A 12,824-nucleotide genomic window follows, 5' to 3' on the forward strand; every position below is an offset into this window, starting at 1 on the left:
TTGCTTTCAACGCAAGATGGACAGGCCATTGGTGGGGCTGCTTTTCTGGGAAGTGCTAGTCCAGGAAGGTGCAGGCCACCTATCGGACGACCGCCCGAAGGGGAGCGCCCCGACCGAAGCGGAAGCGGTCGGGGCGCGTTGGGCCCCTCCCAAAAAACCAGCGACCCCGAACCGGTCTCACTCTCCCGGTCGGGGTCGCTTCATGTTTGGGGTAACCCGCTCGCCGGCCTTACTTCCAGTGATCGGCCTCAATACTTCTCGTTACAAGATCACGAGGGGGGTACACAGTACACACCTGGTACACACCCCTCCGGGGGTAGATCTCCGGAGAGCTCCCGTAGAGATCCACCGGGAGAGGGTGTGTACCCACTGTGTACTGTGTACCCCCCCTGCCGCCGGGTCAGGTTGTGTGCAGGGTGGTCCTGATCCCCCGGAACCCGCGCTGGCGCTTGCCGCCGAACTTCATGGCGTTGGCCGGACGCTCGATCCCCTCGACCTGCTCCACGTTGGCCCACTCGATCAGCCGGTCACCGAGCTGGGTCACGTTGCTGGCGAAGTCCCGGCCTCCGTGGGCCTTCCAGACCTCATAGGCCGACCACAGGTCGGGGTTCGAGAGCTTCGCGCCCTCCTCCACGGCCAGGTACTCGTCAGCGAACAGCCCGAACGGGTTGTTGTCGCGCTGCCAGTCCTTGACCGCGTTCGCCACGGTCGGCGGGTCGTCGCACCGCTCGCCGGATGCCACCCGGACCGCGCCCCGGACCGCCCAAGCCAGGATGGCCGGGCCCTCCTCGGCCAGCAGCAGGCCGGACAGGTTCTCGACGCGCTCAGCCGGGTTGACCTTGGCGTCCATGTGGATCACCTTGACCCGTCGCCGCACACCTTCGGTGAAGGGGATGGTCGGCCGGATGTTGCCGTACAGGACCATCGTGAAGGTGGTCGGGAACTCGAACGACTTCTCGCCCTTGTGTGACGCGCGCTGGATCTTGTCGCCCGACAGGCGGTTGAACCTCGACTCGTCCAGGACCTGACCCTTGCGGGTCTCCGAGATCGACACCATGCGCGACCCCGCCAAGTTGGCTTCCGCCTCGGTGTGGGTGGCCGCTGCCTGCGCGGTCAGCAGGTCGGGGAGGGCCTGGGTGTAGTAGTCGCCGACCACACCGCCGATCACGTCGATGAGCTGCGATTTGCCGTTGCCGCCGGGTCCGTACAGGAAGTAGGCGCGCTGGCCGTCGTTGTGGCCGATCAGGATCTCGCCGACCATGCGCTGTACGTAGTCGATCAGGTCGGCGTCACCCTTGAATGCCCACTTCAAGAACGCCTCCCACTTCGGGCACTCGCGCTTGGGGTCGTAGTCCATCGTGGTGCCCTTGGTGATCAGGAACTCGCGCCGGTTCGCCAGCAGCTCGCCCGTCTTGAGGTCCACCACGCCGTTGCCGACGAGCAGCTTGTACGGGTCGGCGTCGAAGACCTTGCCGGAGACCTGGATGTCGGCCAGGTGGCGGGCCTGCTCCCTGATGCCCCGGATGTTGGCCGTGCCCTGCTGACCGCGCACGTACTCAATGCGCTTCGAGCGGTTCTCGTCGTCGTCCGGCAGGCTGCGCGCCTCGATCATCATGCGGTCGGTCATCTCGTGGATGGCCTGGATCGCCCGCGACTCGCTCTGAATCCACCGCCGACCGTCCCACCCGAGCCAGCCCCGGCCGGTGACGAAACGAAGGTCCTCGCCGAACCAGTCGCGCAGCCGCCGGGCCTCGCCGAGGTGGGTCGGCTCGTACCGGCCAGCGGTCGGCGCGGGCTTGTCCTGCTCGCGGTCCCAAATCGAGTCAGCGGTCTTCATGAAACGGTCCTCCTCGTGCGGCACCTCGGATTCGCTGTCGATCTCGCGCAGCTCGGCAAGGTAGGCGTCATAGTCGGTGTGCTTGCGGGCCAGGTATCCGGCGACCTTGCAAAGCCATGCGTTGTCCCGCCCGGGGTGGTCCGGCGGGAGGGCGCGCAGGGCGGCCAGGGTGCCAGCGGCGCCCGGGTGGCCAGCGGAGGCCCGGGACGGGGTACGGGAGCGCACGGAGGAGGTGGCCGGGTACTGGGCGGCCCCCTGGATCTCCGAGAGCCACGGAGGGGCCACGGCGGGCTCAGCCGTGCTGACCACCTCGTACCGGCGTCCGTCGATCACCGAGCCGGGCGCGACGATCAGCGAGCCCCGACCGGTCTTGATGTCGATACCCGGGTACCGGCTCGGGTCGAGCGGTGCGCTCTTGAGCGGCCGGTCCGGGTCGGCCCGGTAGATGAAGTGGAGGCTGTCCGGACCCGACGCCGTGTGATGCGTACGGGTGGCCGGAAGCTCGTAGTCGGCGGTCAGCTTCTCCAGCGACGCCGTGCCGCCGTTCTTCGGGTCCACGTCCACGACGGCCCAGCCGTCCAGGGTCAGCGCGATGTTCTGCCAGCCGGACGGGGTGAAGCTCCGCCACATCTCCTCGACCTCTTCGGCCGAGGTCATCGCGAGGTCGGGCCACCCCTTGTAGACGGGCATCTTGCGGTTGCTCGGCATGGGCACGACGCCGAAGCCGAGCTTGGCGAAGAAGGCCGCTCGCTCGGTGTCGTGTCGGGGCACCTCAAGCGCAGATTGCGCCGGGGCCAAATCCCGTGCTTCCGTAGAGGTGTAGCTCATCGTGATAACGCCTTTCACGGCCCCTCGGTTCGGTTCGCTGCCACTGCCGAGGGGTCGAGGTGTGCTCGGGGGTGGGTTACTTCGGCTGCTGCTTGCCGAAGAGGAGACGGAGGAGCCGCTTACGCTCGGACTCCGTCATGGGGCGCGCGTCCTTGAGGTCCATCAGGCCGACACCAACTCGCGGTCGTCGCGGGTGGTCAGCTCCATGAAGTCCACGCCGAGGGCCGAAGCCAGCGCGTCGATGATGCCGAGGGTCGGCGCGTTCACTCGTGCCTCGTAGCGGCAGATGGCCGCGACGCTACGGCCGACCATCTCGCCGAGGTCGGACTGGCTGAGTCCCCGCTCACGCCGAATCCGGCGCAGCGCGTCAGGGTCGAAGATCAGGGCAGGCATTGGGGTTCCCGTCGTCGGCATTGCGTGGAGTGCCGTACACGGCGGGGAACTTCGGGTCGCACCGCCGAAGCGGGACCCTGGCCGGGGGCTGTGCCGCCCGGCTGGTACCAGGAGAGCACGGGATTTACGCCCCCCGCAATTTGCGGTTGGCGCAAGTACCTGGAGGGTCAGAAACCCCTCCCCCGGCACTCACGAGTCGTGATCGATCTCAATACGACGGGTAAGGCCGGCGAGCCCCTGGGGTCTCAACATGACGCCCGGCCGTCCGGCGCTCCGGCCAGCGGGTGCGGGCATGCCCAGCGGCGGCCTCCCGTGGGGTCTCCGGCGGCCTGGAGCCCCCGCCCGGGCGTCCGGCCGTACCCGCCAGCACGAGAGCACGGGAGATACCGTCGCGGGGCTCGGCCCAGGCGACCCGCTAACCGGTCGCCGGGAACTCAGCAAGCAGGGTGGCCACCTCGGGAACGTCGCGGAAGTCGGTCAGCCGCTTCAAGACCACCTGCGCCCGGCCGTCGGTCCGGTCGCTGGCCACGTCGGCGCTCATGCGGATCATGCGGTCGGCGGTGGCCGCTGCGCCCTCGGGCTCGTTCGCGTCGGCCAGCGCCATTGCCAACCACGAGAGGTAGAGGGCGAGTTCACGGGCGTGGCTGGCGTCGTAGCGGTCCAACACGTCGTTGAGGAGCGGCACGGCCCTGAGGGGTCGGTGAAGCTCGGTGTACACACGAGCCTCCATGACGTGCAGCTCCTCCGGGCTGACCCAGTACAGGTAACCGGGCTCCTCGGTGCCGGGCGTGTGCGCGGTGATCGCCTCGCCAGCCTCGCCGAGGGCACGCATCGCGGGTTGCTGCTGCCCGGCCTGGGTGTGCGCCCACGCCACCCGATCGAGGTACAGGGCACGGGCCCGAGGTGGCGCGTCGGTCGCCTCGTCGGCTGCGGCCCTCGCCATCGCTACGGCTTCGAGCGGATCGCCGACGTTCGACACTTGGTAGGCCAGCGACCCGAGCAAGTTGCCCGCAAGGGTGATGTCCCCCGCCTGATGCGCTGCCGACAGGCCGAGTCGGTAGATGCGCTCGGCGTCCTCGTGCTGTCCGGCGTCCGACGCGATCCAACCCGCGATCTGGGCCAGCTCGCCTATGGCCTGGAGAAGCTGACGCCCGGTGTCGTCGGTGAAGGTCGATTCCCGGTACAGGGTCACAGCCGACCGCAGCTCACGCACTGCCCGGCCGATGAGGTCGCGCCCATAGACCACATCGTCGGCGAGACGCAGCCCGTGAACACGGCTGTTCAGGTCGGCAACGGTGCTCGCACCGATGCGACGGCCTTCACGGACCGCCAGCGGTGCGAGCGGGTCACCTTCGGGCAGGAAGTCGGCAACGGTCGGCGTCGGCGCGGGGGTGGCCACCTTGCCCGCAGCGGTGGCCCGCTCCAGGACTTCAACGTCTACGCGGAACACGGCGGCCAGGAACGGTAACCAGTCGCGCGGCGTGCGTCGGCCGGTCTCCCACCGGTAGACGTGCTGGCGGTCCAAGGTCGGCGTGCCCCCGGCGGCATCGTTGAGCTTGCGCGCTAGGTCGGACTGCGACCAACCCCGCTCCTGGCGCAGCCTGCGAATCAAAGCCCCGATCGGCTCCCCACCTGCCATAACTCCATTGTGGATTACAGCGAGGACTACAGGAAGGATCTCTACCAAAGGGACATCCGAGCGATTCGCTGGCGGGTACGCCAGCAAGCGGACGGATGGAACCGATCATGAGTCACGAAGAACTGCCACCCGGCACCCTGGTCGTCGACACCCAGCGGAACAAGCCGGGTTACGTCATGGGACACGAGGGCCCTTACCTTCAGCTCAGGCCGGTGACGGGTGGGCGCGAGTGGGACGCCAACCCGGACCGTGTACGTCGGGCCGATGACGAGGAGCGGCTGAAGGCGATGCAGGAGCGCACCCGCGCTCTGAACGCAGCGAGCAGGGGCGGCATCCTCTGATGGCCACGCCGGACACCTCGGGTATGTCCGCTGAATGCGCGCTCGCCCAGCGACCGGAGTACAAGGACCTGCACCGCCAGTGCCGACAGACCAAGGACGTGCCTCTGCCGCACAGCAGCGGCATCCTGCTCGTACGCCGCTGCACCTGCCCGCACCACCGCTACACCCCCGCATAGGGCGTCGTGGGGTCTTCCTGGCTCTCCCTGGACACAGAAGACCGCCCCGGGTGCTCGGTGCCCGGGGCGGTCTTCTGTGCGGCGGGAGGGGCCTCCGTGGGCTCAGGCGGCGATGGCCAGCCTGAAGCGGATCGGAGCCAGAGTGGCACCCCCGGCAAGAGGTGTGGGAACGCCCATGGTGAAGCGGCCGAGGCGATCCGCGGCACGAGCGGTGGCCAGGGAACCGCTCCGGTACTCGGCCTCCACGACGACGGTGCCCCGGGACAGGGCCGCGATGACCCGGTTCCGCAGCACGAACCTGCTGCGTGTGGGGTGGCTGCCGGGCGGCAACTCCGCGACGACCAGTCCCTGTTCGGCCACACGGCGGACCAACTCGGCGTGCCCCCGGGGGTAGACGGTGTCCACCCCGCAGGCCAGCACGGCGGCCGTCGCGCCGCCCGCGGCCAGGGCGCCCCTGTGGGCAGCGGCGTCGATCCCGTACGCGGCACCGGAGACGACGACCCAGCCGCGCTCGGCGAGGCCCGAGGCGAGGTACCCGGACATATGCGCCCCATACGGGGTGCAGGCCCGGGCACCCACCACCGCAACCGAGCGCAGAGCCCATATCCGCAGGTCGGCGCGGCCTCGCACCCAGAGCCCGACCGGTCTCGCGTCCCCGAGGTCGTCCAGCTGGCCCGGCCACTCCGGATCTCCCGGGCACAGGAAGCGACCGCCCAGCTCGGCCGCCCGCTCCAGATCGCGCTCCGGACGGGCCGCCGCCGCCCGGGTCCGGTACCCCCGTATCCGCTGCTCCCCGGCGCCGGGGAGAGGGCCCGCTGTCCCGGCGCGCGCGGTGAGACGGGTCAGCAGTTCCACCGGGCCGTACCGGCGCAGCCACCCGCCCACACGTTCATCACCCGGTTCGACGACCCTCGTCAACGCCGCACGCGCCCTCCGCTCCTCCTCACCCGCTCCCCCGGTCATGGCCGCACCCCCCTCGCCACGGCCGGGCGACCCGACGGCCCGGGCGGCCGCACCGCGCTCACCGGTCGGCTCCGAAGCCGGCCGGGACACCGCGGGAGATACCCGTCCGCAGTTGCAGCGCCAGGTCCACATCGCAGGCACGGGGCCGATCGCGGCCCGCGAGGTCGGCGACCGTCCAGGCGACCCGGAGGACACGGTCCATGCCCCTGGCCGTGAGCAGCCCCCGCTCCATGTCCCGCTCCGCCGCGGCGAGCGCGCCGGGAACGGTGTGCCAGCGGGTGCGCAGCTCATGGCCGGGCACCTCGCTGTTGGCGCGCCACGGGGTGCCGGACAGCCGTGCGGCCGCCCGGTCGCGCGCCTCCCCGACCCGCGCGGCGACGGCGGCGGACGGCTCGCCCCGGGCGCCTCGGCCCAGCAGCTCGGCCCGGCCCACGGGCTCCACCTCGACCCGCAGGTCGACCCGGTCGAGCAGCGGGCCGGAGAGCCGCGCCTGGTACCGCCGGATGAGCGAGGCCGGGCAGTCGCATCCCGCGCCGTGCAGGGTGTGGCGCCCGCAGGGGCAGGGGTTGGCGGCCAGTACCAGAAGGAAGCGGGCGGGCAGCCGGACCACCCCCGCACTCCGGGCCACGACCACATGGCCCGACTCGAGTGGCTGGCGGAGGGCGTCGAGCACCTTGCCGGAGAACTCCGGGGCCTCGTCCAGGAACAGGACGCCCCGGTGCGCCAGGGAGACCGCTCCGGGCCTCGGCATGCCCTGTCCGCCGCCTACGAGGGACTGCATCGTCGCCGAGTGGTGCGGGGCGCAGTAGGGCGGCGTGCGTACCAGGGGTTCGCCGGGCGGCAGGATGCCCGCGACCGAGTGGACGGTGGTGACCTCGAGAGACTCCTTGCGGCTGAGCGGCGGGAGCACCGACGGAAGCCGCTCCGCCAGCATCGTCTTGCCCGCTCCGGGAGGGCCCTGGAGCAGCAGGTGGTGCCGACCGGCCGCGGCGACCTCGATCGCGGTCCGCGCCCCGTGCTGACCGGCGACGTCCGCCAGATCGGGAGCGGAGCCCCCGGCCCGGCCCGGTTCGGCGACGAGTCCCGTGCCCAGCCCGGCGCCGGGCACCACCAGGCCGGCCAGCAGCGCACCGGGCCGGCTGTCGCCGTCGGCCTCCTCCACCGGCACCGGCTCGTCGTTCAGCACCGCGATCAGCTGGCGGAGGCTGCGCACGCCGAGGACCGAGACGCCGGGTACGAGCGAGGCCTCCCCGGCGGTCCGCTCGGGCACGACGACCTGCTGGTATCCCGCCTCGGCCGCGGCGAGGACCGCGGGCAGGACTCCCCGCACCGGCCGCACCCGGCCATCCAGGCCCAGCTCGCCGAGGAGTACGAGATCCGCGATCGCCCCGGGATCGACGCGCTCGGCGGCGGCCAGGACCGCGCAGGCGACGGCCAGGTCGAACCCGCTGCCGCCCTTGGGCACGGACGCCGGGCTGAGCCCGACCGTGAGCTTCTTCTGCGGCCACTCGGCGCCGGAGTTCACCACGGCCGCCCGGACCCGGTCGCGGCTCTCCACGAGGCTCTTGTCCGGCAGCCCGACCAGGGCGAAGGCCGCGACCCCCGGTTCGAGGTCCGCCTGGACCTCCACGACCACGCCCTCGACGCCCACCAGCGCCACGGAGCAGGTGCGGGCGAATCCCATCAGGCCACCCCCGTCACATGCTCGACCTGGGGAGCGCCCCGCCGGGGAAGCAGCACCGCCACGAGATCGATCCGTACCCCGCCGCGGGGCGGTGGTCCCCCGCGCAGCTCCAGCCAGTATCCGGCCAGGCGTCTGAGGCGGTCCGCCTTGGCCGTGGTGATCGCGGCCATCGGATGCTCGAAGGGCGCCCGCCCTCCAGGACCGCCCCTGCGCGTCTTCACCTCGCACACGACCACCGTGTCGCCGTCCCGGGCGACGATGTCGATCTCGCCTGCCCGTCCGCACCGCCAGTTGCGGGCGAGCACGGCCATCCCGCTCGCCGCCAGCCGCCGGGCCGCCAGCTCCTCGCCGTACCGCCCCAGTGCTCCCGTCGCGTTCATCTCGGCACCACCTCCGGCACCGACTCTGACGCGAACGGCCCCGACGGGTGGATCTTGGTGGACAACCGCCTCGCTGTGGAAAACCGCGCCACCCGTCCGGGTGAGGGTCACCCCTGGGGAAGCTCCAGATCGCTCTTGTTCAGCTCCTCGATGTTCACGTCCTTGAAGGTGAGCACCCGGACCTGTTTCACGAACCTGGCCGGCCGGTACATGTCCCACACCCAGGCGTCCGCCATGGAGACCTCGAAGAAGACCTCGCCCTGCACCGAGTGCACCTGCATCTCGTAGTCGTTGGTGAGGTAGAAGCGACGCTCGGTCTCGATGACGTACTTGAACAGCCCGACGACGTCGCGGTACTCCCGGTAGAGCTTCAGCTCCATCTCGGTCTCGTACTTCTCGAGGTCCTCGGCGCTCATGGCATGTTCCCCTTCAGCCGTGCGTCCCCCTATTGTGCGCCAGTCCCCGCGCCCCTAGGCGACTTCCCGGGCCAGGACCACGGGCGCACTCGGAGGCCCCTCGTCGAGCAGCGTGCCCAGCAGCTCGGCGAGCCTGGTCGGGTACACCGTCTCACGGGCCGCGGACAGTTCGGCGCAGGTCCACCACCTCAACCCGGCCACGCTGCGCCGCTCCAGCCGGGTCAGCCCCGCCAGACTGGTCGCCGTCTGCCGGGTGCGCGCCAGGTAGTACCACTCGTCCTGGTTCCAGCGGCGCCCGTCGAACGGGAAGGAGCACTCCCGCTGCCAGACCACCGGCCCCAGCTCGACCGCGGTGATCCCCGTCTCCTCGGCCAGTTCACGCAGCGCGGCCTGTTCCCGGGACTCCATGCCCTCGACCCCGCCACCGGGCGTGAACCACCAGTGATCTCCCGGGTCGTCCGGCGCGAAGCCGTGCAGGAGCAGCACGCGGTCGTCTGGATCGAGCAGGACCACCCGGGAGACCCGGCGCGCCACGGGTCCGTCCGCGGCGCTCCCGGATCCCTCACCGCGCCCCGGCCGCTCAGCCATCCCCCGTCCTCCCCCCGGTCGCGCCGGTCGCCCCGGTCCCCCCGGTCGCCCCGGTCCCCCCGGCGGCCCGCCACCGGGCGGCCAGCCCGGCCACCGGTCCCCACGCCGCCCCGCCGAGGACCAGCACGGCACCGAGCGTCACCGCCGCCAGAATCGGCCGGATGGGCCCCGGGTCGGAGATCCCCCCCGGCAGCGCGGCGAAGCCCCGCGGCCGTTCCAGGACTCCGCCGAGCGGCCAGGCGACGGCGTCCAGCCGGGCGCTGACCGCTCCCGCGGGCACCGTGCCCTGGCCGGCCTCCTGGAGGTGCGAACGGGAGTCCACGGAGGTCCAGCGCTCGTCGCCCAGGAGGAAGAGCTTCCCCTCGGGCACCGAGACGGTGAAGCCTATCGGTGAGGCCGGCCCGTCGCCGCGCAGATACGGTTCCTCCACGGCCCTGCCGCGGACGGTCATCCGGCCGGCGCCGTCGCAGCAGGCGACCTCGTCCCCGCCGACCCCGACCACGCGCTTGACCATCGGGGCGTCCCCCCACACGGGGTCGGCGAAGACGACGACGTCCCCGCGCCGGACCTCGGAGCCGTCGATCCGCTGCGCGAGCACCCGGTCCCCGGGCGCGATGGTCGGGGACATCGAGTGCGTCGGCACCGTGTACGGCCGGTAGAGCAGCGCCCCCCAGACGAAGCCGCCGATGAAGAGCACGCAGCCGACGGCCGAGGCCAGCCCCGACAACACGCTGCCGAGGCGGCCGCGGCCGCCGTCCGTACGCCCTGTTCCGCTCATCGCAGCGCCCCCTGTGTCCCGGGACCGGCGATCGCTGATCCGAGCGGCACCCTACCCGCCGGTTCGCCCGCGGGTCAGTCTCCTGCGCCGGACGAGCACGACCGGCAGCGCACCCGCCGCGGCAAGCGCACCGGACGCCGCGGTCCCCCCGGTCAGCGCCGCCGCGTTCAGCCCCGACTGGTCGAAGGTGTCCGGAACGGGCAGGGTGGACCAGCGGCCGAACGGCCAGGCCACCACCACGGCCCGCCCCACGACGTCCTCGTTGCTGACCGTTCCTTCGTAGGGCAGCTCCTGGTGGTAGCGGGAGTCCAGGGAGTTGTCCCGGTTGTCGCCCATCACCCAGATCCGGCCCTCGGGCACCTGGATCGGTCCGAACGGCTCGTCGTCGCACGGGGTGCTGCCCGGGCGGATGTACGACGTCTCGTCCAGGGCCTTGCCGTTGACCATGACCTTGCCCCCCTTCTTGCAGGAGACGGTGTCACCGCCGACGGCGATGACCCTCTTGATCAGGTCCTTCTGCTCCGACGACGGCATCAGGCCGATGAAGCTCAGGAACCACTGCACCGCGTTGGGCTCGGGGGTGACGGTGTCGTCCAGCCAGCCGCCCGGGTCGTGGAAGACCACGACCTCGCCGCGCTCGGGCTCGGAACCGAACCAGGGGGTCAGCTTGTCGACGAGCACCCGGTCGCCGCGCTGCAGCGTGTCCATCATCGAGTCGGACGGAATCGAGAACGCCTGCACCAGGAAGGTCTTGATCAGCAGCGCGAGCACCAGCGCGATGCCGACCAGCAGCGGCAGTTCCTTCCAGAAGGACCGCTGCTTGCTCCCGCCGGTACCGGACGAACCGCCGTCGCCCGCCGCCTCGTTCCCCGAACCGCCGTCGCCCACCGCCTCACCGCCTCCGGAACCGCCGCCGCCCGCCGCCTGACCGCCTCCGGAACCGCCGCCGCCCTGCGGGGGAAGGCCGCCGGAGCCACCGGAACCGGGGGAGGGCCTCGGATACTGCTCCGGCCGCTCCTCGGGCTCCCCGTGTCCGGACCGCGCGCCTACCGCCACATCCCCCACATCCACTCCTCACTCCGTGCGACCGCCCGCGCCCGAGACGGCGCAGGCCCACCACTCCCATAACGAGCGGGAGTTCCGCAGGGCTCGGGAGCAGGACCACTCCTTCGCGATCCCGAAAGGACAGACTATGCGACGGATCGGCCGCGGCGGCCGTCCCGGCGCGCGCATCGGGGACCGAGACGTACGTCCCCCTCTCCTCCAGTTTGCGCCAGTGGTCGAACGGCCAGGCGATGACGACGGCCCGCCCGACGACCCCCTCCTCCGAGACGGTGCCGCTGTACTCCTCGTCGAGGTGGAACCGTGAGTCGGCCGAGTTCGACCGGTGGTCGCCCATCACGAAGAGCCGGCCCTCGGGGACCTGCACGTCGAACGGCAGCTTCGAGGGAGCGTTTCCCGGGTTCAGATACGGCTCGTCCAGCGGCACGCCGTTGACCGTGACCCTGCCGTCCTGGTCGCAGCACTTCACCGAGTCGCCGCCGACGGCGACGACCCGCTTGATCAGGTCCTGCTCGTCGTCGCTCGGCAGCAGGCCGATGAAGGCCAGCACGTCCTTGACCTGCTTGACGACGATCGGGTCGTCCCGCCGCGGCGTCTGCTCGTCCTGGAGCCAGCCGCCGGGGTCCTTGAAGACGACGACGTCGCCGCGCTCGGGCTTGGAGCCGAACCACGGCGTCAGCTTGTCGACCAGCACGCGGTCGTCGATGCGGATCGTCTGCTCCATCGAGCCGGAGGGGATGACGAACGCCTGCACCAGGAACGTCTTGAGCACCAGGGCGATCACCAGAGCCACCGTGATCAGCAGCGGGATCTCCTTGACCGCCGAGCGCTGCCGCCGCCTCCTCACCCTCCTGGCGAGCCTGCGCCGCTCGGCCCGCCCGGGCAGCATCCGGCCGCCGTCGGTGGGCCGGGTGCCGGTGGGCAGCCTGGTGTCGGCCCGGTGGCTCGCGCGCCGGCCTCGGCTACCCATGGGCGCCGTCCGGCGCGGCCACCCGGTCGAAGGCGCCGGTCGCCGGCAGCGTGGACCAGCGGCCGGCCGGCCAGCCGATCCAGTCCGCGCGTCCGATCACCCTCTCGAGGGGCACCGTGCCCCCGCCGGGCTCGCCCAGATGGTCGCGGGAGTCGCGCGACCTGCTGCGGTGGTCGCCCATCACCCACAGGGTGCCCCGCGGTACGACGATGTCGAAGGGCACATGCGACGCGGCCTCACCGGCGTACAGGTAGCTCTCGTCGACGGTTACGCCGTTCACCTCGAGCCTTCCCCTCTTGTCGCAGCAGACCACGCGGTCGCCGCCCACGCCCACCACCCGTTTGACGAAATCGGTGTCGGGCGGTTCCGTGAGCCCCAGCGCGGAGAGCCCTTCCCGGGCGGCCGCGCTGACCGGGTTCTCTCCCGTGTCCTCCGGCAGGAAGGACCCCCGGCCGTCGAACACGACCACGTCACCGCGCCCCGGGTCGGAACCGAACCGGTACGCCAGCTTGTTCACCAGCACCCGGTCGCCGACCTCGAGGGTGGGCTGCATCGAGGTGCTGGGGATCAGGAACGGCTGCATCACGAACTGGCTGAGCAGCAGCAGGAACACAGCGCAGGCGGCTCCGAGGACAGCGACCCGGCGCCGGCCGGGCCACCGGGAGACATGCGCGGAGCGCGACCCCTCTCCGGCGCCGGGTCCGTCGGTCCCGGGGGCGGAAGAGGGGTCGCGCTCCGTGTGCAGTGCTTCGGTGTCCATCGGGGCCAG

At 71.5% G+C, this 12,824-nt stretch carries 13 protein-coding genes and 1 pseudogene; 2 read left to right on the top strand and 12 right to left on the bottom strand.

Annotation, left to right across the window (positions count from 1 at the left end):
* Positions 1-400 precede the first annotated feature (400 nt).
* The 3 genes from SCWH03_RS07990 to SCWH03_RS08000 all read right to left on the bottom strand — a co-directional run bounded on the left by SCWH03_RS07990 (position 401) and on the right by SCWH03_RS08000 (position 4,697).
* The gene (locus SCWH03_RS07990) at positions 401-2,665 is read right to left on the bottom strand and encodes a phage/plasmid primase, P4 family (protein ID WP_173263465.1); all 2,265 of its coding nucleotides are present in this window, start codon (positions 2,663-2,665) and stop codon (positions 401-403) included.
* Between the two features lie 162 nt (positions 2,666-2,827).
* Positions 2,828-3,058 carry a helix-turn-helix domain-containing protein gene (locus SCWH03_RS07995; protein WP_173263466.1) on the bottom strand — a complete coding sequence of 77 codons (231 nt, stop codon included), beginning with the start codon at positions 3,056-3,058 and terminating at the stop codon, positions 2,828-2,830.
* Between the two features lie 415 nt (positions 3,059-3,473).
* Positions 3,474-4,697 (bottom strand): helix-turn-helix transcriptional regulator, encoded by a 1,224-nt coding sequence (locus tag SCWH03_RS08000; RefSeq protein ID WP_173263467.1) that lies wholly within the window; start codon positions 4,695-4,697, stop codon positions 3,474-3,476.
* 107 nt (positions 4,698-4,804) lie between these two features.
* Here SCWH03_RS08000 and SCWH03_RS08005 point away from each other — a divergent pair, with 107 nt between their 5' ends.
* Complete coding sequence (locus SCWH03_RS08005; protein ID WP_173263468.1) at positions 4,805-5,038, top strand: hypothetical protein; 234 nt, start codon at positions 4,805-4,807, stop codon at positions 5,036-5,038.
* A gap of 23 nt (positions 5,039-5,061) precedes the next feature.
* Positions 5,062-5,214, top strand: coding sequence for a hypothetical protein (locus SCWH03_RS08010; RefSeq protein WP_173263389.1), 153 nt, complete (start codon positions 5,062-5,064; stop codon positions 5,212-5,214).
* Positions 5,215-5,361: 147 nt separating this feature from the next.
* Here the strand turns inward: SCWH03_RS08010 and SCWH03_RS08015 are convergent.
* From SCWH03_RS08015 to lepB (SCWH03_RS08055), 9 genes and pseudogenes are all read right to left on the bottom strand, one after another.
* A pseudogene (locus SCWH03_RS08015) lies at positions 5,362-6,177 on the bottom strand (DNA-processing protein DprA); the annotation flags it as partial.
* A 58-nt stretch (positions 6,178-6,235) separates the two neighbouring features.
* Positions 6,236-7,861, bottom strand: coding sequence for a YifB family Mg chelatase-like AAA ATPase (locus tag SCWH03_RS08020; RefSeq protein WP_173263470.1), 1,626 nt, complete (start codon positions 7,859-7,861; stop codon positions 6,236-6,238).
* Positions 7,861-8,241 carry a YraN family protein gene (locus SCWH03_RS08025; protein WP_173263471.1) on the bottom strand — a complete coding sequence of 127 codons (381 nt, stop codon included), beginning with the start codon at positions 8,239-8,241 and terminating at the stop codon, positions 7,861-7,863. Before SCWH03_RS08025 ends, SCWH03_RS08020 begins: the two co-directional genes overlap by 1 nt.
* Before the next feature lie 107 nt (positions 8,242-8,348).
* On the bottom strand, positions 8,349-8,657 hold the full coding sequence (locus SCWH03_RS08030; protein WP_017947641.1) for a DUF2469 domain-containing protein: 309 nt from the start codon (positions 8,655-8,657) through the stop codon (positions 8,349-8,351).
* 54 nt (positions 8,658-8,711) lie between these two features.
* Positions 8,712-9,245: an NUDIX hydrolase gene (locus SCWH03_RS08035; protein ID WP_173263472.1), complete on the bottom strand. Its 534-nt coding sequence runs from the start codon at positions 9,243-9,245 to the stop codon at positions 8,712-8,714.
* Positions 9,238-10,023 (bottom strand): signal peptidase I, encoded by a 786-nt coding sequence (gene lepB / locus SCWH03_RS08040; protein WP_173263473.1) that lies wholly within the window; start codon positions 10,021-10,023, stop codon positions 9,238-9,240. Before lepB (SCWH03_RS08040) ends, SCWH03_RS08035 begins: the two co-directional genes overlap by 8 nt.
* A gap of 51 nt (positions 10,024-10,074) precedes the next feature.
* Positions 10,075-10,911, bottom strand: coding sequence for a signal peptidase I (gene lepB / locus SCWH03_RS08045; protein WP_173263474.1), 837 nt, complete (start codon positions 10,909-10,911; stop codon positions 10,075-10,077).
* 4 nt (positions 10,912-10,915) lie between these two features.
* On the bottom strand, positions 10,916-12,055 hold the full coding sequence (lepB, locus tag SCWH03_RS08050; protein ID WP_173263475.1) for a signal peptidase I: 1,140 nt from the start codon (positions 12,053-12,055) through the stop codon (positions 10,916-10,918).
* Complete coding sequence (gene lepB / locus SCWH03_RS08055; RefSeq protein ID WP_173263476.1) at positions 12,048-12,815, bottom strand: signal peptidase I; 768 nt, start codon at positions 12,813-12,815, stop codon at positions 12,048-12,050. The genes lepB (SCWH03_RS08050) and lepB (SCWH03_RS08055) overlap by 8 nt, the downstream gene beginning before the upstream one ends.
* Positions 12,816-12,824: the final 9 nt, after the last annotated feature.

Origin of the sequence: Streptomyces pacificus (genome assembly GCF_011766325.1) — a bacterium.
Lineage (GTDB): Bacteria > Actinomycetota > Actinomycetes > Streptomycetales > Streptomycetaceae > Streptomyces > Streptomyces pacificus.

Coding starts and splice junctions, on each gene's coding strand:
- SCWH03_RS07990 (WP_173263465.1), bottom strand. CDS start 2,665: ATGAGCTACACCTCTACGGAAGCACGGGATTTGGCCCCGGCGCAATCT.
- SCWH03_RS07995 (WP_173263466.1), bottom strand. CDS start 3,058: ATGCCTGCCCTGATCTTCGACCCTGACGCGCTGCGCCGGATTCGGCGT.
- SCWH03_RS08000 (WP_173263467.1), bottom strand. CDS start 4,697: ATGGCAGGTGGGGAGCCGATCGGGGCTTTGATTCGCAGGCTGCGCCAG.
- SCWH03_RS08005 (WP_173263468.1), top strand. CDS start 4,805: ATGAGTCACGAAGAACTGCCACCCGGCACCCTGGTCGTCGACACCCAG.
- SCWH03_RS08010 (WP_173263389.1), top strand. CDS start 5,062: ATGTCCGCTGAATGCGCGCTCGCCCAGCGACCGGAGTACAAGGACCTG.
- SCWH03_RS08020 (WP_173263470.1), bottom strand. CDS start 7,861: ATGGGATTCGCCCGCACCTGCTCCGTGGCGCTGGTGGGCGTCGAGGGC.
- SCWH03_RS08025 (WP_173263471.1), bottom strand. CDS start 8,241: ATGAACGCGACGGGAGCACTGGGGCGGTACGGCGAGGAGCTGGCGGCC.
- SCWH03_RS08030 (WP_017947641.1), bottom strand. CDS start 8,657: ATGAGCGCCGAGGACCTCGAGAAGTACGAGACCGAGATGGAGCTGAAG.
- SCWH03_RS08035 (WP_173263472.1), bottom strand. CDS start 9,245: ATGGCTGAGCGGCCGGGGCGCGGTGAGGGATCCGGGAGCGCCGCGGAC.
- lepB (WP_173263473.1), bottom strand. CDS start 10,023: ATGAGCGGAACAGGGCGTACGGACGGCGGCCGCGGCCGCCTCGGCAGC.
- lepB (WP_173263475.1), bottom strand. CDS start 12,055: ATGGGTAGCCGAGGCCGGCGCGCGAGCCACCGGGCCGACACCAGGCTG.
- lepB (WP_173263476.1), bottom strand. CDS start 12,815: ATGGACACCGAAGCACTGCACACGGAGCGCGACCCCTCTTCCGCCCCC.